The sequence below is a fragment of the Niallia sp. FSL R7-0271 genome (genome assembly GCF_038005785.1).
GTDB lineage: Bacteria > Bacillota > Bacilli > Bacillales > Cytobacillaceae > Niallia.
The window spans coordinates 809,195-828,907 of record NZ_JBBOTZ010000001.1 but is presented as its reverse complement, the minus strand read 5'-3'; the positions used below and the strand labels follow the sequence as shown (position 1 = coordinate 828,907).

Sequence of the window (19,713 nt, the reverse complement as noted above, 5' to 3'; positions counted from 1 at the left end):
GCGGTTTTTTTTCATCAGCTCACAAGCTTTACAAGCATATGAGCCAGTTTATGCTGTTCCTCTTCATTTCCTGCTTTCCAAAGCTCTTGAAGAAGTTTTTCCTCTCTGTTGCGAGGCTCCTCTTTTGCAGCTAAAAAGTCTCCTACCTTCTGGGCAGCTTTTGCAATCTGTTCTTCATTTAAGCCTAGCTTATCTGCTTTTTCCACCTTGTCGGAAAGGTATTCCTTAAATCCTTCAAAGCTTGATAAAATTTCATCCTTTTTTTCACTACTCATATTCTGAAGCTTATCATTTACTTTTGTTTCTACTTTGTTTTCCATTATGACTCACTCCTTTTCTAGTGTTAGTTTCTATATTCCCAATGTAAGCCTGTTAAAACTATTATTATTTTATTGGAATATATTACTATCTACTAGAAATTTAGCAAGACCAATGAGCTGGTTTAGATAGAGTGCGAGGAATCTTAGTATGACTATCTCCTTTTGCGGCATTGAGCTGAATTTGAGTCAGAAAAATACTGCCAGTTAAATCAGCTCCCCTAATATCAGCATCGCGTAAGTCAGCACCAATAAAATCAACATTTCTTAAATCAGCACTTCGTAAGTCTGCTGCGATTAACCATGCACCTCTGAAGCTCTCTCCCCGCAAATTTTGATTGCGCAGATTCGCTCCGATCAGGTCGCTCCCTTTTTTCTTTTTCCGTCCTTTTTGAAGCTTGGTTTTTTCAGTCACCTTTTGTCTCATAAGCTCACTCACTTGTATTAGAAGCTCATTAACCACAGCCCGATGTGCGGGAATATATAGCTCCATAATCTCTGCTGGCTCTAATTCCGACAGCCTTTTCGTCTCCTTAAAGGCATTTGTAAGCTCTTCTTTTAATCCTATTGCAGATTTTAGCTGAAGTGCTTCATCTAAATAGCAAAGCATTTCATGCAGCTGCTGCATGATTGGGAAAACCTTGAACATATCCTTTGCAACAGCGGGGGAATCCCGCCAAGTCACTCCCTTGAAGGTAAACTGCGAAACCTTCTGACCGGCACCAAAGCACTCGAATACTGTACAGCCTTTATAACCTTTCGGGCGGAGATGCTGGTGAATGCCGCACAGGTAATCTTCCCCGAGATTTTTGCAAGGCTTCCCTCCTTCCTTGTCTTCTGCAAACTCCGCCGATTTACCAAACGGCAAAGCTACACAGCATAAACCAAAACAGTTTTCACAATCTGGCTTATATGAACTATAGTAATCTATTTTTTCCTGAATCCCACTTTTCATTTTTCCACTTCCTAATAATCTACTTTCTATTAGCCATAATGCACTTTTATTCAAAAAGTGCTATTGGTGGTTCCTTTCTATACATATGAACAAGCATGGCATGTAATTGGCCACGATGATGATAAATATGAGCCAGTATTTCCAACAGCCACTCATACCGCGTATAAACCGTGCCCCAATACGACTTGATTTGCTCGAATAATTGCTCATCAGAAAAGCCTTCATATGTGCTCTTGAGCAATAAGAATGAATGATCAATAGCTGCCTCCATTTTTGAGAGACTGCTAAGTTTATGTTCAACATAAAAACTCTCCATCTCCTCTTTTGACATGCCAGAGGCAATCAATAAATCTGCCTCACATATCAATGAAAGATGCTCTAATAATTCGCCAATGGAGAACTTCGTTAACGTAGGCCTAAAAGTAAGGTCTTCCTCACGTAAAGACATCATCAGTTCCTTTATTGAATCGACCGCAATCCGGATTTGATTTAAGGCTGCTCCACAATATTTATTCATGCCTTTGCACCTCTGCTACAACTCATACTCCATATTTTTGGCTGTATTTATCGCTGCTTCCTTTCCATAAAGCCGGCTAATAAGATGAAAGGACATATTAATACCGGCTGCTATCCCTCCTGATGTAATGACGTCGCCTTCATCGACAAACTTGACACCGCGCTTAACCTTTACAAGTGGAAACTCTCCCTCCAGCCTGTCTATGTCCATCCAATGAGTTGTTGCGCTTCTGCCATCCAGTAAGCCTGCTTTAGCCAGCAGCAGTGCACCTGTGCATACAGAGGCCATCACTTCTGCATGAATGGATTGCTGCTTTATCCATGCAATGACATTTTGATTATGTATTTCATGGACTTCAGCACCTTTTCCACCTGGCACAATGACAATATCAACCTGGGGATGGTTTGAAAAGCTGTAATCAGGCTTTACTTTTAAACCATTTCGAGCGTTAATAAGCTCTCCTGTCTCTGAAATGGTCACTACATGAAAGTAATGATTATCATGCTCTTCTGGTGGGGTACATAAGGAAAAGACTTCATATGGTCCGGCAAAATCAAGGACTTCCACTTCATTAAATAAAAGAATACCTACAGTTCGCTTCTTCATGGGAAAGATTTCTCCCTTCCTAAATCTTTAATACTTCAACATTTGACAACTATTTCCTTCTTTTTTAGAGCTATTTTTCTCCTTAAAAAAACCCTTCCTTTAAGGAGGGGCTTGTGCTTAAATATGTCTTCGTTCAATAAGGCGTATACCTATTCCCAGCATTAATGTTCCCATCAGTAAAAGAATGCCGACAGGATACAGCAACTCCATTGGTCCTGCACCGTCAATTACACCTTTCTTCAACAGCTCCATCCCATATGTGACAGGCACAAATTTGGACAGCAACAGCAAAAAGTCAGATGTAACGATTTCCAGTGGCCAGTATGCTCCGCCCAGCATCGCAAAGCTCACTGCAATCAAGGGGATAAAGGCATTAAACTGACTTACTGTTTTGACTAGCCCTGTCAGCAGAATGGCTAATGCAACAATCGCATATAAATACGGAATAACAGCACCGAACACTACGGCAAAATTACCATTGAAGTCAACACCTGTACCGAATTTAAATATATGAAAAATAAGCATTATTTGTAAATATCCTAACAGAAAGCTGAAAAGAAGATGGCCGAGATAAAGCTGTGTTTTGCTTGTGGAGGACAAGATAAATCGGTCCCATATGCCGTTCTGTTTATCACGCAATATTTCTACAACCGTATTTGCTACGGTGTATATACTAAAGAATAAGGTAAATCCGAATAATGCTTGAAGAGATTGATCATAGCTGCTCTCTTCCTGTGATTTGGCAAATTTTATTGGCAGCAGCGGATTTTCCGATATTTCTGCTACTTTTCTCTCCGCTTCCTTCTTATCCTGGGCGCTGCTGAAGATTTGTGCTTGTTTAGAATGATTTTGATAATATTCTTCTAAATAGCGGTGCACTGCCATTGAAGTTTCCGTTTCTGCAGCCTGATAAATGGTATATGAATCGTCCTCCAGCGCTGCCCCAAGATCTGCCTTTCCCTCTTCAATTTGTTCCAATGTTGCTTTTTCAGATAATAATTTAAACTGAAAGCTGTCACTTTCATTTAATTCTTCTACTATTTCCTCTGCTTCCACAGTATCCTTAGCAAACACAGGTATCTCTACCTTTGTGAATGAGCTGGAGCCGAGTAAATAAGCAAAGACAGCACAAATAATTGCGGTAATGAGAAACGACCCAGGTCTGCGCAGAAATTTTCTGAATTTCCCCCAAAGTATCCCCTTCATGCTAAAGCACCTCTTTTCCTCATCAATAACACAACTGAAACAAGCAGTAAGATACCGCTAAAGAGGAGAATCGCTTCCATTTGCCCAGCTATATCCATCAGGCTGTAGCCTTGATATACTTTTAAATAGGCTGTAATTGCAGCCCCTAATGGAGAAAACTCACCAAGTGTCTCCATGAATCCCCCACTAGCACTCAAATCAAAATAACTTCCGCCAGCAAAGGCAAGGATAGGAATCAGCATATTAGTAAACAATGTAGGCACATTGTTGGAATTTGCTCGGAATGATAAAGCTGCCGTAAACACAGCGAAGCTTGCTGCCAGTATGTTCAACAAGAATGTCACAACAAAATAATGAATAAAGCTGGCAAACACAACATCATATACTAATGCAGATAATCCAAATAATAAATGCAGCTGTATAAAGGAAAGGGAAAATGTTGATACAAATATGCCAAAGAAAAAGGTATATGGCGACACATTTGCCAGAAGGATGCGCTGGTACATATACGACTCTTTCTGCTGGTAAGCAAAGCCTGCTACAGTAGAAGCTACAAAAAAGACAAACATGACACACATTCCTATCGCATAATAAGAAAAGGAATCCACTACTTTTTTCTTCGTGACATTTTCTAGCTTTCCGACAGCAGAGCTATTTGTCGGTGTATACTCACTGTTCAATTCGGCAGATATATTCATATAAGAGAGCTCTTTCTGATAGCTCATCAGTATATCTTTTAACACAGTCGCTGCCAGAGATGTGCTGTCTGTCTCTTTAAAGCTCCACTCTGCAGAAATTTCTTTGCCATAAAGTAATTTCTGATAAAACTGTTCTGTAAAGCCCGATGGAATTGTCAAAATCCCTGTATACTCACTTTCCTCTGCTGAAGTACTGTTTTCTTCCTCAACTACGGTCATGGTTACCAGTTTCTTTAGTTCTTTATTTTCTTTTATCTCATGCATAAAAGTTGAAACAGGATCTACTGCATAAACAGTCTCCATTTGCATCTTTTTCTCTTCCGGACTTACAGTGGAAGCCTCTATTTCAGATACTGTCACCTTTTGGGCGTTTACAGTATCGTCTTTTAGGACGACCAACAGCTTTGCATGTAAGCTGCCAGACTCTTCTCCTCCATCCATGATTGTGCCCAGTGCACTTCCTAATATTGTGATTAATATAAAAGGCATTAAGAGGAGAACCACCAGTTCCCTAGGTCTTCTCCATATCATCAGAATTTCCTTTTTTACCATATGCCAGAACATGTACTCTCCTCCTAATCCCGAAGCTTTCTCCCTGTCAAATGCAAAAACACATCCTCCAGGCTTGGTGTTTCAATATTGACTGCAAGCACATTCACCTCGTGCTCCTCTGCCAGACGGAAGATATCTTTCAATAGCTGGATTTCCTTCGGCACAATTATAGTAATAGTTGATTGATTAATAGAGAGCTGCTGAACATTAGGCAGATTCCTTAACACCTCCACAAAGGGATGCTTAATCATTTCGACATGAATATTAATCGCTGTTTCTGCAGACAGGATATTTTTGATTTCCTCCTTTAAGCCTGAAGCGATAATCTTGCCATGATCCATAATGTACAACCGATTGCATAGGTATTCTACTTCCTCCATGTAATGGCTCGTATAAAGGACCGTAATATTCTTTTCATTGTTCAATCGCTTTACTGTCTCTAATATGTGATTTCTCGATTGAGGGTCAATGCCGACTGTCGGTTCATCCATTATGATAATTTCCGGCTCATGAATAAGGGCTACCCCGATATTTAGCCGTCTTTTCATTCCTCCGGAAAATGTCTTCACAAGGTCCTTCTGTCTGTCCTTCAATCCAATAATATCCAGCACTTCGTCCACCCTTGACTGCAGCACACTTTTAGGAATTTTGTGCATCTTGCCAAAAAAGATCAGGTTTTCTCTTGCCGTCAGCTCCATATACAAGGCGATTTCTTGCGGGACAACGCCAAGTATTTTGCGCAGCTTTTCCGGTGTCTTTAATATGCTTACATTATGCAGCCGAACATCACCGCCGCTTGGCGCAAGGAGGGAAGAAATCATCGAAATTGTCGTTGATTTCCCAGCACCATTCGGACCAAGAAGACCGACTGTCTCTCCCTTTTCCAAATACAAATTAACAGAATTGACCACTTTGTTATGTTTAAACTGTTTGGATAAATCAATCACTTCAAGCATTGTCATCATCCTTTCTAATGACAGCATAATGTTTTTACAAGTTTTTTCCTATACCTAAAGGTCATTTTATGTGCTGCTTACTAAGTGACTTAAGTCATTTTTTTCTCCATAAAAAAAACGTCCCTATTATATAGAGACGTTTTTTAGGCTGATTTAGCCTTTTGCCTGCATTTCCTTTGTTGGTCCAAGTACACCTGGAACAGGCAGGCCAGCTTGACGAAGCAGAACCGTCATTTGTCCTCTGTGATGAACTTGATGTTGAATCAGCAATCCAAGAACAGAACCTTTTGTCATCGGTTTTCCAAACTGGTCGACTGTTTCACTAAGTGTTTCATCTGTTAAAGACTTTGCAGCTTCAGCGATATCAGCTGCAATCGTTTTGTAAGCTTGTACTATTTCAGCTGCAGTGATATTTTCTGCTTTTTTATCTGTAGCAGGTCTTACCTTAATACCGGCAACTCCTGCAAAAAAAGCAGGACTTGTAGCTAAATGCCAGCCAAGCCAGCCAAGTGTGCTGTGACCCTCAACAATTGCCTGACCTAGCTTCTCATCTGTAAGTGACTCTAATACTTGTACTGTTCCGTGAGCAGAAGCAGTCCAGTCTGCAATAAAATCTTCTGTTTTTCTGTACATATAAACACCTCTTCAACATTTATGTAACACACTAAATCATCATAACATTTTTAGTTATGTTAAACCAAAACTATGGCTATATAAGGTCATTTTTCACAGCAAAGATAGCCAATTGTGTTCTATCCCTTAGTTCAAGCTTCTGCAGGATTTGTGTAAGATGATTCTTTACCGTACCGACAGACAAAAACATATTTCCTGCTATTTCTTTATTGGTTTTCCCAAGTCCGACATGCTTAACGACTTCTATTTCTCTTTCTGTAAGGGTATCAATTAGGTCTGTCTGCATATAGGGTCTCGTTTCCTTCAGCAGCTTAGGCATGACCTTTGCTGCAACGTCCGCATGTATGCTCATGCCCCCAGCAAGACAGCTTTTAATGCTGTTAATAAGGGCAGCACTATCAGCGTTTTTCAGCAAAAACCCATTTGCTCCTTCTCGGAAAGCCTTAATTGCATACTCCTCATCATTGAAAGTAGTTAAGATTAGTATCTTAATATGCGGATAGCGCCCCCTTATTTGCTTTGTTGCTTCAAGTCCATCCATAACAGGCATGCGGACATCCATTAAGATAAGATCTATGGCAGGAACAGTTTCAAGCAAGCAGAGCGCCTCCTTGCCATTCTCCGCTTCAGCTGCCACCAAAATATCAGCATCCTGTTCAATTATCATTTTCAGTCCATTCCTGACAATTGCCTGGTCTTCTGCAATCATTACGTTAATCATTTTTTTATCTCCTCTGTCGGCAGACTTCCTGCCAAGATAAACTGTTGATTCAGCTGCTGGATGGCAAGCTTTCCTCCCGCTTCCTCCAGCCTTCTTGACATGTTGTCAAGACCGAACCCTTTGTGTATGGGATGCTTATGGTTAAAAGCATTTTTTATTTCAAATGTAAGGTGGCCGATTGGCGACACTCCAATTGAAATAAAAACATCTCTCGTGCTTCCATACTTCATTGCATTTGTCAGCCCTTCCTGGATCGTCCGATAAAGAACTGCATTTTTCATATTGCTGAGCTGTGCGTGAAGCGCTCCTTGTTTAGCTGTAAAATGAACATGGACAGCATTCTCACTTTCCAGCTTTTTGATTAAATGAACAAGTGCGGAAATCCCCTGAAGTTCCTCTGCCTGCATGAGGCGGACAGCTCTTCTCGTTTCCTCCAGACATTCAGAGGCTATTTCCTTAATGATGGAATAAGAACTGCCAGGAAGTTCTCGGCGCATTACTTCAACCTGCATAACAAGCGCTGTCAGCTTATGGCCAACAGCATCGTGCATTTCCCTTGCTATCATTGTTCTCTCTTCCGCTCTCGCAGTCCTTTCATTCTGAAAAGCTCTCCGCTTATGCACCCTGAAGTCATTTAATAAGGAGGCATATGCTTCTCTTATATGCCTATACTCTCTGTTCGTTTCGCCAAAATAGTAAAGCACGAGCCCTGCAAATCCATTTACAGCAAGCACAAGCAAGAGTGGATAATTATACAAAGCATATCCTGACAAGCAGTTCAAGCAGGAAATCACAAGGAGCGCCACACCGCTAATTCTTCCCGCCATCTCCTGATTCATTTCCAGTATGTAAAAGAAAGATAGTGCGTAAAGGTAAAGAGGATTTTGGCCCTCTCCAAAAAAGATTAACCCTTGTATCCAAACGAGAAGAGCCAAATAGATAAAAACCTTTCTGCGAAGAAGGGGTAGAAGAAAATAAAGAGCAAGCAGGATGCTGCAGGAAAATAAATAGATGTAAAATACATTTTTGTTTTCATACGATGCAAATAGCGCCCCTGCCCACATAGAAATTAATAGCGCAAGCTTTACATAAAATGATTGCAATAAACTCTCTCCCATTCACGTAATCTACTGATAACTTACCAGATAATTCTTTTCATGGTCAATACTGGAACAAAAAGAAGGCTCTGCTTTTTTTGTTAAGCAGAGCCTTCCTTAAACATTATAACGCAGCATACCCAATATACAATACAAGCACAAGAGCGACTGCAAACTGCCCCCACAGGATTCTGACCTTTCTCTCCTGTTCAAGCCGGACCAATATCATCTCCATCATGCTGATGACCCAAAACCCGACAAGTGCCTTCAGCATGTACAGGGCAGTAAAAGTTTCTACACGAAACAGCATAATAGCACCGGAAACAATGATAAAGATATACAAAAGCCTTGCAATCATATGTACGATTTTTCTCGTTCTTTTTTGGTCTGTTTTTCTTAAAAACAAGACTGCAACAAAAAGAACTAATGTGAGCATCCATGAAATAAAGTGGATTTGGCCAAACATATGCCCACCTCCTTCTTTCATAGGATGCACGTTTCTTGCTGTTTATAAAATGGTTTCCGTCAAATCTTATCCAACCGTGTTGCGCAGCACACCGATTCCTTCTACTTCTATTTCTATCGTATCGCCAGCTTTCAAAAATCGCGGCGGTTTGAAGCCTTTGCCGACTCCAGCTGGTGTTCCAGTTGCAATCAAATCTCCTGGCTCAAGCGTCATGCCTTTTGATAAAACACTAATCACTTCTTCTATAGGAAAGATAAAGTGAGCTGTATTGGAATTTTGTCTGACTTCTCCATTGATTTTAGTCGAGATATTCAGTTTGTTTGGATTTGAAATAGCTGATTTCTCCACAATTACTGGTCCAAGCGGTCCACTGCCATCCAAGCTTTTTCCGATGAAAAACTGCTTATGCCTTGCCTGCAAATCCCTTGCGGTAATATCATTAAGAATCGTATAGCCAAACACGTACTCCAACGCCTTATCCTGTGGAATCGCCTTACCCTTTTTACCGATGACTACGCAAAGCTCTCCTTCATAGTCCAGTTGCTCTGATACATCTGAATGGTCAGGAACTGTTTCATCTGGTCCGATTACAGTAGTCGGGGCTTTCGTAAACACCATCACATGCTCAGGTATATCATCCTTACTCCCCATCTCAATTGCATGCTCCTCATAATTCTTCCCTACACAAAATATATTTTTCCTTGGTGTTGGTATTGGTGCAAGGAGCTTCACTTCATCCAATTCAACTAAATTGCTGCTGTTTTCATTGGCCCAATTAGTCGCCTCTCTTGCTTTATCAATAAAGTCATTTCCCATCTCTATACATTGAATCAAGTCATCTGGAAAAGGACGGCTGCCTGTTCTCTGTTCTTCTGCATCATTAAGCGGAATTATCGTTTTATTCTTCTCATTTAAAACCGCAACAACTTGTCTGCCTTGCAGTAATACTGTCGCAAACTTCATACTATCTCCATCCCTTTGCAAAAGATTTATAGTTTAATATTTATGTTAATTATAAACTTTCAGATAATACTATTCAAATCTATCACATTAAAGTGGAGCAACAGGCATAGGCCAACCTTGCTGTTGAATAGGCTAAAAAGAGAGAAGGCTAACAACTGCTGGGCTAATGTATCACACTCCACAGAACCCCCACATAGAATGTTAAGAATCTTATGTAAAGGATGTTGATTATGCCAGCTATTGTAGGAGTCGCACAGGTTATTTCCATAGGAAGCAGCTCCATCTTTAATATTGGCGATGTCTATAAAATCATGCCGATTTCTAATGCCAAAACATTCTCTGGTTCCGGTTCCTTCAACACTGGTGATGGGTTGAATATAACTAACTACCGAAGTGCCACGAACACAACAGACAATGATGGCATTGATCAAGGAAATTTCCTGAATGCTTAAATTGATTTTCTGACTTTGAAAAAGGTGATAATGATGAATTTTTTCATTCAACAATCTATAACAATAAACACCATAAAAATCGGCGGTATTACAAACTCTTCCGTTTTTCAGATTGGCAGCTCTGGTATCATAAAGCCTAATTCTTATCTATATAATACCGGAGGCTTCACCGAGGCTGCTCCAAGTCCCGTTGAAGAATCAGAGCCGTTTACTGGTGTTAATGTGGCAGACGACAGTGTCGTCATGTCACCTTCTGTTCCATTGACAGCACCTTAAAGACAGATGAAGGAGGTACGAAGGATGTCCCAACAATTCTACCATTATGGCGATCAGATGCAATCCTATCTGCAATACCTGGAAAAAAGAATCGTATCATTGGAGCAAGCTGTCACCGAAATGACCAAAGAAATAACCGAACTGAAAAACAGGCCTTCCGTTCGAGTCGATCGCATTGAATACAGCTTTGATCAGCTAAAAGTGGAAACATTGGATGGGACGCTGAACATCGGTTTAAATCCAGCAGATTTGCAAAAAATCGAAGAACTGGCAATTAATCCAGGTAATTCTGTTCAGCCTGGCGGTCCTTTATATCCAATAGACCCTAAACAAATGATGACAAGATCGATGGAACTGGAAGAAACACTCCTCTCCTATATCCAGCTTGAGCTTCCTGAGATAATTGTCCAAAAACAAGCCGAACTAGGCTTGGAGGAGGATGAAGCTTATATTTCCTTCATTCAGGAAGATGTTACAAAGCAGCTGCCTACAAGAATCCAATATTATTTACAGCAAAGAACCGGCGGTGAAAAAGCAGAGGATACACAACAGCAAAATGAAACGATTATAGAAGCATTAAAGCAGGAAATTGAAAATGGTGTCAAAATATTCTTAAGCAATATTCCAGACAATATGAAGGGAAGGAACAAGGAATGAACTTTCAGGTTTATAATAGAGAGCTGGCAGTTGGTGATATTAAAATCATCGGTGTATCAAGTTCATCTGTCTGCATTGTCGGCGACGTTCAGACAATTCAGCTTGCGTCCACTTTTGACACACCTGCAGAATCACTGATTATCGGACCATTTGTCCCTTTGTTCCCTAAAGGATAAATATGCTTACAAGGACTTCTGTTGTTAATCATATACGTCTAAATATAGCATCATTTTCATCTACACTAGAATTTGGTGATATCTCTTTTTATCAAGCGTTTTCGAGGGCACTTGCTGTACAACGAGAGAAGAAGATTTTCTTCGGCGGAGAAGGTTCCTTTGACCAATATCCGATTTTTTCCGAACCAATTCCCATTCCTCCTATCACTGAGAGCATCAATATAATGTACCATCAAATAAAGCCGGTTATTAAAGTGAAAAACCTTGATATTACTGCCGTCTCAGCCTCATCCCTGCTTCAAGTCGGAAGCACCCGTCATATTTATGCAGAAACGAGGATAAAGCATATAAGACAGCTAGAGAATCACTCTGAGGAGTTAAATAATCAAACTATCATCCCCCTTGAGGAAATACATTCATCACCTGGAACCGCTATTGTTAACGGCAGATGATTTTTTTGGTGCCAGGCTACTATATAAATAAAGGAGGAGGTTCTTTTGCCTGCTATTGTAGGACCTGTTCAAATTGTTAACGTCGGAGAAGGGATTGTTCAATTCGGTGATTCCTTGTTTATTTCCCCAAAGGGAAATTCGAAAGTCTCTTTAGGTTCCGGGGCATCAAACACTGGAGCATTTATTATTACCAACAATGGATTAAGCGCAACGAATTATGTAGACACAAGTCTGCTTGACCAGCCGACAACAGCCAATAACTGACAGACAAAGGGAAGAAGCCTCATTTTCTCCCTCTTCTGTCCTTTGATTTTTTCACCTTCTGCAATTTTGTAGAAGGCTGTTTTTTTATCCAAGCCAAATACTTCGCTATCTTAGGATCATCTTGCAGCAATTCAACCTTGTTCAATCTTACTGCCAGCTCTTCATTTGTATACAGTGCATGGATTTGTTTATGGCAAGGAATGCATAAATCAGCTGTGCCTAAGAATGCCCCGCCCATTTCCCGAGGTGTTAAATGATGGGCTGTCGTCTCTACATCTTCTCTTAAACATAACTCACATGTTCCAATTTTTTTATTCGCTTTTGCCATTTTTCTTCCCTCCTGCCTATTAGCATGTGATTTCTTACCCCAATAAATTAGCAATTCATAAAAAAAAACTAATAATAAAGGCTGCCCGATATAATTCGGACAGCCTTTTTGTCTTACATCGGTAAGATATTCGCTCCATCAAAGAAGAATAAATATTTTTCATCGATTTTTTTCTTAAGAATTTTCTCCAGTGAATCAGCATACAAGTCAATTTGAACACGATAGCGCGCTTCTAATACTGGCTTGGCCTCCATATATCCGCCTTTAAACCGGTCTAGAATAGAATCTGTTTTATAATCAAGCAGCACTGTGCCTTTTTCATCCTCAAAATAGACGTCGATGATACCTTGGACTAAAATTGGCTCGTTCTCTCCTTGCCAATCCTTATACACAGAGCTTGACGGATAGGCAATGTTGAATGGAATCTCACGAACAAGCTTTTTTGCATTACGCATGCGCTCTCCAAGTTCTGACTGGAAGAAGGAGACAATCTGCCCTGCTTCAATTGCCTCTGCTTGTTCTGGTGTCAGAAGCTCCTTTGTCTGCATTTCATCAACAAGCTGCCTGATACTGTCTTCTGTTATAGCTTCATCCAATCGGATATGCTGCATCACCATATGCATGGCTGTTCCTTTTTCTGCAGGACTCAGCTTTTTCTCCTGCATAAACTTCGGTCTGTTCCAAATCGTTTTGCGACGTGGCTGAATTTCTGTGCCGCTTTGTTCATCCAACCGTTCACTTTGCCTTTTCAACTCGGACACGGACTGTTTGGAACGATATATTGTGCCATGCGGGTACAAATACTTCCAGGCGAGAGTTTTTTGGATTTGCTCTTTATATTCAGAGGAAATGTCCATCACTTTTCCGCTTGTCACCTTTTCCAGCCAGCTCTCTTGTTCTTCCATATCGTCTACAGTAAGTTTAAGAATATCTTCTTTTTGAAGAATTCGGATTTCCCATGCTGAAGGATGGACAGACACTTCTCCTTTTTCCATCCATGTTTCCAGATGTATGCCAGATGCATCCTTATGTCTTACAAGGGCTGGCCCAATCCAATCTAAATAAGAGCGGGCAGATGCTCTGTCGAACTCATTTAACAGCCAATTGGAATGTCCAGCAGCTTGTGCCCATTTTTGTTTAGACTTCTCGATATCCTTAACAGAGCCGATCAGCACTAATTTTTCCTTCGCTCTTGTCAGCGCTACGTATAGCACCCGCATTTCCTCTGCTAAAAGCTCCATTCGCTTCTTCTTCGTAAATGCTATTTGTGCAAGAGACGGGTAAGAGATTCGTTTTTGAGCATGAATATACTTTGTCGCAAACCCGAGATCTTTATCAAGCAGGAACGGCTTGCGCAAATCCATTGTGTTGAATTCTCTGCCAATGCCAGCAAGGAAAACAAACGGAAATTCCAGTCCCTTGCTGCTGTGGATTGTCATGATTCGGACAACATCTTCCTGCTCTGTTAAGGCCCTGGCTGCCCCCAGGTCATTCCCTCTGTCTCTCATCCGTTCAATAAACCGTAAAAAGCGGAAAAGCCCGCGGAAAGAGGTTGCCTCGTATTGACGGGCCCGGTCAAACAATGCCCGCAAGTTAGCCTGGCGCTGATTGCCTCCAGGCAATCCGCCGACAAAATCATAAAAATGCGTATCTCTATAGAGCCTCCAAATCAAATCTGACAAAGCTCCACGCCTTGCCTCTGTTCTCCATTCATTCAATAATTCAAAGAATGGTGCAAGCATCTCCTGCAAGGCGTCATTTTTGTTAACACTCATATATGCTTTAACAGCATCATAGAATGCTCCTTGCTTCTTTTCAATTCTAATTCTGCTCAAGTCTTCTTCTGTTAACCCGACTATAGGGGATCGGAGCACAGCAGCCAACGGAATATCTTGATATGGATTGTCTATTACTTTAAGCAATGACATCATGATGTTGACTTCCGTTGATTCGAAATAGCCTGTCGTCAAATTAGCATATGTCGGAATATTAAATTGCTTTAATTCTTCCATGATGGCTGGCGCCCATGTCATCGAACGAAGCAGAATCACCATATCCTTATACATAGCTGGACGGTACGATTTCGTTTTTGCATCATATACTTCCTGCTTGTGATCGAACAGCTCTCTTATTTTTTGGGCAATCACCCGTGCTTCAAGCTGAGACTGCTCCATTTCCTGTGCATCGAATTCACCAGTCTCTCCGTCACCTTCTTCAGTCGTGGCTGCAGAATTTTGGTTAACAAGTGCCAATTCAATTGGAAAAGCAGCATCCTCTGGATAAGCAGCTCCCTTTGCCAACTCAGCATCTTTGTCATATTCAATTTCGCCGACTTTGACCCCCATTATCTGCTTGAACAGATAGTTTGTACCGTCCAAAACCTCTTTTCTGCTTCGGAAATTTCTGGCAAGGTCAATCTTATAGCCTGTATTCTCATCTGCTTGATAACGATTATATTTAGATAAAAACAGGTTTGGTTCTGCAAGCCGGAATCGATAGATAGATTGTTTTACATCGCCAACCATAAACAGATTTCCCGCTGTTTCACTGTCTGCCGTAACAAGCTGCAATATGGACTCCTGCACCATGTTGACATCCTGATACTCATCTATCAGCACTTCCTTAAACTGCTTGCGGTATTGCACTGCTGCCACAGACGGCACAAGCTCTTTTGCTTCAGGCTCACGTAAAATCTCCAAACAGTAATGCTCTAAGTCAGCAAAATCGACTAAGCCTTTTTCCGATTTCATTCTTTGGAAACGATCGGAGAAGGAAGCTACAAGTCTCGTCAATGTTTCCACATGGACTTTCATTTCTCGCATGTCTTTTATAAAACCTTCAGGCAGCCTGCCGAATAATTCACTCTGCAGCTCCTGCAATATTTTTTTCGCTCTATCTCTGACCTTTTGGGCTTCTTCAATTAAAGCAGGATCATACTCATCCCCTTTGCATGCCTTAGCTCTTGAGAATTTCAATGTTTGCATCGCGTCATACATCGTTTTCCATGAGTCGTCTTTCGCCTTTTGAATAATGTCCAAAAGATGTAAATCATCAACAAAATTGCCCGCTCTTGGCGCAGGACCGCCAGGACGCTTCGTCAATTCTAATCCATATTCCAAAAGCTGCCGAACTCCGTCCAATTGAAGTCCTATATCTGCAAGCAGCTCTTTTGCAAATGGAAGGTCTTCAATTGCCGCCGTTTCCTCGATGTCATACATATTTGCTAAAGACTCCAAATACGCCGACGGAGAAGGATTTGCCCGTGAAAAATCATACACTTCCTGTATGATTTTCTGAAGTGCATCATCACTTCTATCATTTGTGAAGGCATCAACTAAATCAAAAAATGCCGAATTTTCACTTTGTCCATATTCTTCCTCAAATAAATCTTCCACACATTCATCCCGCATCAATTGTGCTTCTGTCTCATCAGCAATGCGAAAGCCAGGGTCCAGGTCAATCATATAATAATATTTGCGGATTACTTCTAAGCAAAAAGAATGAATAGTTGATATATGGGCCTTATTCAATAGAACTAATTGTTTTTTCAAGTGCTGTGATTTTGGATTAGCATTTATCTCCTTTTCAAGCACATCTCCAATACGATGCTTCATTTCTGCCGCTGATGCATTAGTAAATGTAACAACAAGCAGCTCATCAACATTTATTGGATTATCAGAAACAATCTTGCGTATCATTCTTTCTACAAGAACGGCTGTTTTTCCTGATCCTGCCGCAGCTGCCACTAAAATATCATTTCCGCTCAAGCTGATTGCTTTCCATTGATCATCTGTCCAGGTCGCATCAAGCGGTTTCGGCGGTATATCAATACTCTTCATGTGTGTTTGCCTCCTTTCTGATCAAATCAAGTGCTTCTTCCTTCGAGAAGGTTTGCAGCTTTCGATATTGGTTTGATTCAAGACCTTCATCGAACTGACAAACAGACTTGAATGAACAAAATGTACATGGTGATTTTTCTTTTAATTGATACGGAGAAATATCAACATTGCCGCCAATTATTTTATTGCCTGTTTCCACATATTTATGGCGAACAAATTTCTGAAGGGAATAAAAGTCCTCCCTGCTTGCAACTTTAGAACGTTTCGTTAATGTTCCGTCTGTTTTCACACCTGCTGGAACAATAGGTGAATCGCCTTTTTCAAGACTGCCGTCCATCAGCTTAATAACTTCCTCTTTTCCAAGCATTAATCCATTCATCTTAAACTTTTTAAACAATTCCTCTTCGATTTCATCAAGCGTCAAGATTTTCTTGCTGCTCAAGATTGGATTATGGACATGGAAGTATAGCACTCCTGCAGGATTTGCTTCTTTATCAACAAGAATGCTGCTGTTGGAAATAATCAAATCTAAATATGTCAGCATTTGCAAAGACAGGCCGTAATATACTTCATTCATATTGAGTTCATGTGCACTTGATTTATAATCGATTACACGCAAATATACTTCATTATCAAGCTCAGCTTTGTCAACACGGTCAATCCTGCCGACAAGCTCCATTTTCGTGCCATTCTTTAACGAAAAGGCCATTGGCGGAAGCTTGCCTTTCGGCCCAAATTCCAGCTCCAAATCAATCGGTGCAAAGCCGCTGTATTTGGCATGCTCGCTCAGGATGAAAGAAGCTCTGCTAATAATCTGCTCCAGCTTTCTCTTAATATAGTGATGTCTGTTTGTGCTCAGCAATATCTCATTTTGCAATTTAGGAGCAAGCATTTCGACAGCATCTTTTGCTAGAACCTCACATTGCTGTCTCGTCAAATCCGACCACATCATATTTTCATGAAGCACTGTTTCAGCAATATATTTCAAGGCAGCATGAAATAAGTCTCCAATAGCAGGCGCCTCAAGTCTGTACACTTGTCTCTCTCTAAGCTTTAAGCCATGTGTGGCAAAATGAGAAAACGGACATGACTGGAACAATTCCATCCGTGAAACACTCGCTGTTATGCTTTCCCCATATAAATCGCTGCTCGTTTCTTCTGTGAGCTCACACGTCCTGTTTTGATAGGTTAAGCTTGAGAACACTTTTTTCGCGATTGGCTGGAATTTAGGGTCTTCTATATAGGTGTTATAAACATCCCACCAAAAATCATAAATTTGGTAATTTCTTTTCTTCAGCTGCAGCTGGCCATTTAAGTAAGACAAGCTTGTTTTCATGTCAACTGCATAATCGAGCTGTCCGAGACTGGAAAGATCCTTAGGATCAGCCATAAAGTAGAGCGTTTTTGCTTCTGGCACAAAATCGCGCATCCGTTTTACATACACAGATGGCAGCAGAGATTTGCCTTCATCATTTGCCAGCGGGTATGTTAAATACAATCTGTCAGACGGTGTTGTAAATGCTTTGTATGCAAGAAACTCTTCATCAAGCAATCTAGTTTTGCTTGTAGGTGCTAGCTTCATTCCAGCTTCTACAAGACTTTCCCTGTCACTGTCTGCAAAAATCCCTTCATCTGTAAACTTGGCAGGAAAAACCCCTTCATTCATCCCGATAACAAAGGCAGCCTTTATGGTGCCAAGCCTGGAGTTCTCAAGATCAGCAATAAGCACCTGATCTATTGCTGGCGGAACTAAAGAAAACTTAAGTGTATCAAGCCCAGCATCCAATATGGTCGCAAATTGTTTTCTTGCTATCTCCTCGTCTCCTAAAATCTCAACAAATTGATCGAGAAGGTCTATGATGCTGTTCCACGCTTGGTCGTGTTCACCTGCTTTAACAAGCTCCCCCTGCTCTTCAAGCTCCACTTTCCATAATTCCATTTTTTCTGGAACCTCTAGTTCTTCCAAGTAGAGATATAGAGCCTCACATTTTGCTCTTCCTGATTTTGCTCTCTTCAGCCTGGTGGCCAGCCGTGTAATCGGTGCAGCCAATGAAAGGCGAAGCTCATTCAGCTCCTGCTCCATTTGTCTTTCACTGTCTGTCTGTACCCCTTGATCCCATTCTAGCCCTTGAAATCTTCTATATTTCCAGCGTTCCTTGCTCGTCCATTTTTCTCCCTTTATTCCATATGCTAAGCAGTAGTTTTCTAGCTTGTCCACATTTTCTCTGATGTTGCGCTTTTGCATATGCATTGGAAACAGCAGCTCTGTCTTAATTGCCCTGAAAACAGGCTCGTACCGCCAGTTTGTTTCTATTATTTCCAAGGTAGAGCGAATCAGCTCGACAAGCGGATGGAAATGCATCGTTCTTTTCTGGTCAATAAAAAAAGGAATTTCATAATCGGCAAAGATAGTTTCTATTATATTTTGGTATTCTACCGTATTCCGGGATAAGAGACTAATATCACGATAGCGGTAGCCGTTTTTTCTAATAAGCTTTTTAATTTCCCGAGCAATGCCCTCTATTTCTGCCCTCGGATTGACGCTTTCTGCAAACAACACAGCACTTTCTCCAAAAAACGGGAGAGCTGGCCTGCTGTCAAAATGTGCCTCGATATGTTTAAGGGAGTGGTGCATATTTTTATGCACTTCAGCAAAATTTTCCTCCTCTACTTCCACACCGATTTGTCTTGCCATTTCATAAACAGTTGCGTAAGTTTCCTTTGACATCCGGAAAAGGTCTAATTCATCTGCAAAACTGTTTCGGTCAGGCTTGTCCATAGTAAAAGTAATCGTTACATTCTCACAAACCTGGATAAGCTCCTGAATAATTAAATATTCCTGCGGTGTAAAACTGTAGAAACCGTCAATGTAAACTTCTGCTTTCTTTAAATATTCAGAGCTGTTGATTTTCTCTGCAAGGAGGCGGAAATAATCTTCTCCATCAATATACTTGCCCAGCATATTTTCCTCGAAGCTTTGATAAATAATTTCCAAATCATGCAGTTTGTCCAAAAGAGCCTTGTCGCCATCTCCAGCTCCCTCTATGTCTTGCTGCCTGCTGTCAAGCTCCTCTGGTGTAACGCAATATCTTCTGAATTCTGTTACAAGCTGTTCGACTTGTCCAATAAAGCCGTTCTTGTCTGCCACCTTCTTAAACAGGAACAACTCTTCTTTCTTTTCTTCGATAATGCTGCGGATGAGCATGCTGATTCCGACGCTGTTAATATGCTGTCTCGAGATGCCTCCAGTCTCCTGCAAAACCCTCCACGCAAGTCTTGTAAAGCTGTAAACTTGGGCACGGAACATGCCGCCAAGCCCTTCGCTCGCAGCCAAGCTTTGGTCTGACAGAAATGTCATTTGATCTGGCACTAAGTAAATAATTGGATTGCCTTCAGGATCTGCGAACAGCTTCTCCCGAATCGAATCTATACAAAAGGCAGTCTTTCCGCTGCCTGATCGTCCGGATAATAATCTAACAGACATAATTGCCTCCTCGAACTTAATTTCTCTCTATATAATATCATAGAAACAAATGTTTCCGTATGAAAGAGTACTTGGATTCCACTTGCCAATATTTTCAC

At 41.0% G+C, this 19,713-nt stretch carries 21 protein-coding genes; 6 read left to right on the top strand and 15 right to left on the bottom strand.

What is annotated here, in order from left to right; genetic code table 11:
- Window positions 1-14: 14 nt before the first annotated feature.
- The 12 genes from MKX82_RS04390 to MKX82_RS04335 all read right to left on the bottom strand — a co-directional run bounded on the left by MKX82_RS04390 (window position 15) and on the right by MKX82_RS04335 (window position 9,687).
- Complete coding sequence (locus MKX82_RS04390) at window positions 15-320, bottom strand: DUF3243 domain-containing protein (protein ID WP_233316672.1); 306 nt, start codon at window positions 318-320, stop codon at window positions 15-17.
- 100 nt (window positions 321-420) lie between these two features.
- Window positions 421-1,272: a pentapeptide repeat-containing protein gene (locus MKX82_RS04385; protein WP_341075254.1), complete on the bottom strand. Its 852-nt coding sequence runs from the start codon at window positions 1,270-1,272 to the stop codon at window positions 421-423.
- Window positions 1,273-1,318: 46 nt separating this feature from the next.
- Window positions 1,319-1,789 carry a DinB family protein gene (locus tag MKX82_RS04380; protein ID WP_233316670.1) on the bottom strand — a complete coding sequence of 157 codons (471 nt, stop codon included), beginning with the start codon at window positions 1,787-1,789 and terminating at the stop codon, window positions 1,319-1,321.
- Window positions 1,790-1,804: 15 nt separating this feature from the next.
- Window positions 1,805-2,395 carry a DJ-1/PfpI family protein gene (locus MKX82_RS04375; RefSeq protein WP_341075250.1) on the bottom strand — a complete coding sequence of 197 codons (591 nt, stop codon included), beginning with the start codon at window positions 2,393-2,395 and terminating at the stop codon, window positions 1,805-1,807.
- A 117-nt stretch (window positions 2,396-2,512) separates the two neighbouring features.
- Window positions 2,513-3,601: an ABC transporter permease gene (locus MKX82_RS04370; RefSeq protein WP_341075248.1), complete on the bottom strand. Its 1,089-nt coding sequence runs from the start codon at window positions 3,599-3,601 to the stop codon at window positions 2,513-2,515.
- Window positions 3,598-4,863, bottom strand: a complete 1,266-nt coding sequence (locus MKX82_RS04365) for an ABC transporter permease (protein ID WP_341075246.1) — start codon at window positions 4,861-4,863, stop codon at window positions 3,598-3,600. The genes MKX82_RS04370 and MKX82_RS04365 overlap by 4 nt, the downstream gene beginning before the upstream one ends.
- 11 nt (window positions 4,864-4,874) lie before the next feature.
- Window positions 4,875-5,807, bottom strand: a complete 933-nt coding sequence (locus MKX82_RS04360) for an ABC transporter ATP-binding protein (protein ID WP_233316666.1) — start codon at window positions 5,805-5,807, stop codon at window positions 4,875-4,877.
- A gap of 153 nt (window positions 5,808-5,960) precedes the next feature.
- Entirely contained in the window at window positions 5,961-6,440 is a 480-nt protein-coding gene (locus tag MKX82_RS04355; protein WP_233316665.1) for a DinB family protein, read from the bottom strand.
- Between the two features lie 76 nt (window positions 6,441-6,516).
- Window positions 6,517-7,161 carry a response regulator transcription factor gene (locus tag MKX82_RS04350; RefSeq protein WP_233316664.1) on the bottom strand — a complete coding sequence of 215 codons (645 nt, stop codon included), beginning with the start codon at window positions 7,159-7,161 and terminating at the stop codon, window positions 6,517-6,519.
- Window positions 7,158-8,264 carry a sensor histidine kinase gene (locus tag MKX82_RS04345; protein WP_233316663.1) on the bottom strand — a complete coding sequence of 369 codons (1,107 nt, stop codon included), beginning with the start codon at window positions 8,262-8,264 and terminating at the stop codon, window positions 7,158-7,160. Before MKX82_RS04345 ends, MKX82_RS04350 begins: the two co-directional genes overlap by 4 nt.
- A gap of 118 nt (window positions 8,265-8,382) precedes the next feature.
- Window positions 8,383-8,724 (bottom strand): YisL family protein, encoded by a 342-nt coding sequence (locus MKX82_RS04340; RefSeq protein WP_233316662.1) that lies wholly within the window; start codon window positions 8,722-8,724, stop codon window positions 8,383-8,385.
- A 66-nt stretch (window positions 8,725-8,790) separates the two neighbouring features.
- Complete coding sequence (locus MKX82_RS04335) at window positions 8,791-9,687, bottom strand: fumarylacetoacetate hydrolase family protein (protein WP_237940907.1); 897 nt, start codon at window positions 9,685-9,687, stop codon at window positions 8,791-8,793.
- 230 nt (window positions 9,688-9,917) lie between these two features.
- Here MKX82_RS04335 and MKX82_RS04330 point away from each other — a divergent pair, with 230 nt between their 5' ends.
- The 6 genes from MKX82_RS04330 to MKX82_RS04305 are packed head-to-tail and all read left to right on the top strand — an operon-like array spanning window position 9,918 to window position 11,964.
- A complete protein-coding gene (locus MKX82_RS04330; protein WP_144451981.1) occupies window positions 9,918-10,139 on the top strand; it encodes a spore germination protein in 222 nt (73 codons plus the stop codon).
- Between the two features lie 33 nt (window positions 10,140-10,172).
- The gene (locus MKX82_RS04325; RefSeq protein ID WP_233316803.1) at window positions 10,173-10,415 is read left to right on the top strand and encodes a spore germination protein GerPB; all 243 of its coding nucleotides are present in this window, start codon (window positions 10,173-10,175) and stop codon (window positions 10,413-10,415) included.
- Between the two features lie 24 nt (window positions 10,416-10,439).
- The gene (gene gerPC / locus MKX82_RS04320; protein WP_233316660.1) at window positions 10,440-11,072 is read left to right on the top strand and encodes a spore germination protein GerPC; all 633 of its coding nucleotides are present in this window, start codon (window positions 10,440-10,442) and stop codon (window positions 11,070-11,072) included.
- Window positions 11,069-11,248: a spore gernimation protein GerPD gene (locus MKX82_RS04315; RefSeq protein WP_233316659.1), complete on the top strand. Its 180-nt coding sequence runs from the start codon at window positions 11,069-11,071 to the stop codon at window positions 11,246-11,248. Before gerPC ends, MKX82_RS04315 begins: the two co-directional genes overlap by 4 nt.
- Window positions 11,249-11,250: 2 nt before the next feature.
- Window positions 11,251-11,700 carry a spore germination protein GerPE gene (locus tag MKX82_RS04310; RefSeq protein ID WP_233316658.1) on the top strand — a complete coding sequence of 150 codons (450 nt, stop codon included), beginning with the start codon at window positions 11,251-11,253 and terminating at the stop codon, window positions 11,698-11,700.
- A 45-nt stretch (window positions 11,701-11,745) separates the two neighbouring features.
- Window positions 11,746-11,964, top strand: a complete 219-nt coding sequence (locus tag MKX82_RS04305; RefSeq protein WP_233316657.1) for a spore germination protein — start codon at window positions 11,746-11,748, stop codon at window positions 11,962-11,964.
- 19 nt (window positions 11,965-11,983) lie between these two features.
- Here MKX82_RS04305 and MKX82_RS04300 read toward each other — a convergent pair whose 3' ends face one another.
- The 3 genes from MKX82_RS04300 to addB form a co-directional block, all read right to left on the bottom strand.
- A complete protein-coding gene (locus MKX82_RS04300; RefSeq protein ID WP_233316656.1) occupies window positions 11,984-12,292 on the bottom strand; it encodes an HNH endonuclease in 309 nt (102 codons plus the stop codon).
- 113 nt (window positions 12,293-12,405) lie between these two features.
- Window positions 12,406-16,131: a helicase-exonuclease AddAB subunit AddA gene (addA, locus tag MKX82_RS04295; protein ID WP_341075235.1), complete on the bottom strand. Its 3,726-nt coding sequence runs from the start codon at window positions 16,129-16,131 to the stop codon at window positions 12,406-12,408.
- Window positions 16,118-19,615, bottom strand: a complete 3,498-nt coding sequence (gene addB, locus MKX82_RS04290) for a helicase-exonuclease AddAB subunit AddB (RefSeq protein ID WP_341075233.1) — start codon at window positions 19,613-19,615, stop codon at window positions 16,118-16,120. Before addB ends, addA begins: the two co-directional genes overlap by 14 nt.
- Between the last annotated feature and the right edge of the window lie 98 nt (window positions 19,616-19,713).

Coding starts and splice junctions, on each gene's coding strand:
- gerPC (WP_233316660.1), top strand. CDS start 10,440: ATGTCCCAACAATTCTACCATTATGGCGATCAGATGCAATCCTATCTG.
- MKX82_RS04360 (WP_233316666.1), bottom strand. CDS start 5,807: ATGCTTGAAGTGATTGATTTATCCAAACAGTTTAAACATAACAAAGTG.
- addA (WP_341075235.1), bottom strand. CDS start 16,131: ATGAAGAGTATTGATATACCGCCGAAACCGCTTGATGCGACCTGGACA.
- MKX82_RS04310 (WP_233316658.1), top strand. CDS start 11,251: ATGCTTACAAGGACTTCTGTTGTTAATCATATACGTCTAAATATAGCA.
- MKX82_RS04350 (WP_233316664.1), bottom strand. CDS start 7,161: ATGATTAACGTAATGATTGCAGAAGACCAGGCAATTGTCAGGAATGGA.
- MKX82_RS04300 (WP_233316656.1), bottom strand. CDS start 12,292: ATGGCAAAAGCGAATAAAAAAATTGGAACATGTGAGTTATGTTTAAGA.
- MKX82_RS04325 (WP_233316803.1), top strand. CDS start 10,173: ATGAATTTTTTCATTCAACAATCTATAACAATAAACACCATAAAAATC.
- MKX82_RS04365 (WP_341075246.1), bottom strand. CDS start 4,863: ATGTTCTGGCATATGGTAAAAAAGGAAATTCTGATGATATGGAGAAGA.
- MKX82_RS04355 (WP_233316665.1), bottom strand. CDS start 6,440: ATGTACAGAAAAACAGAAGATTTTATTGCAGACTGGACTGCTTCTGCT.
- MKX82_RS04385 (WP_341075254.1), bottom strand. CDS start 1,272: ATGAAAAGTGGGATTCAGGAAAAAATAGATTACTATAGTTCATATAAG.
- MKX82_RS04380 (WP_233316670.1), bottom strand. CDS start 1,789: ATGAATAAATATTGTGGAGCAGCCTTAAATCAAATCCGGATTGCGGTC.
- MKX82_RS04335 (WP_237940907.1), bottom strand. CDS start 9,687: ATGAAGTTTGCGACAGTATTACTGCAAGGCAGACAAGTTGTTGCGGTT.
- MKX82_RS04340 (WP_233316662.1), bottom strand. CDS start 8,724: ATGTTTGGCCAAATCCACTTTATTTCATGGATGCTCACATTAGTTCTT.
- MKX82_RS04390 (WP_233316672.1), bottom strand. CDS start 320: ATGGAAAACAAAGTAGAAACAAAAGTAAATGATAAGCTTCAGAATATG.
- MKX82_RS04375 (WP_341075250.1), bottom strand. CDS start 2,395: ATGAAGAAGCGAACTGTAGGTATTCTTTTATTTAATGAAGTGGAAGTC.
- MKX82_RS04315 (WP_233316659.1), top strand. CDS start 11,069: ATGAACTTTCAGGTTTATAATAGAGAGCTGGCAGTTGGTGATATTAAA.
- MKX82_RS04370 (WP_341075248.1), bottom strand. CDS start 3,601: ATGAAGGGGATACTTTGGGGGAAATTCAGAAAATTTCTGCGCAGACCT.
- addB (WP_341075233.1), bottom strand. CDS start 19,615: ATGTCTGTTAGATTATTATCCGGACGATCAGGCAGCGGAAAGACTGCC.
- MKX82_RS04330 (WP_144451981.1), top strand. CDS start 9,918: ATGCCAGCTATTGTAGGAGTCGCACAGGTTATTTCCATAGGAAGCAGC.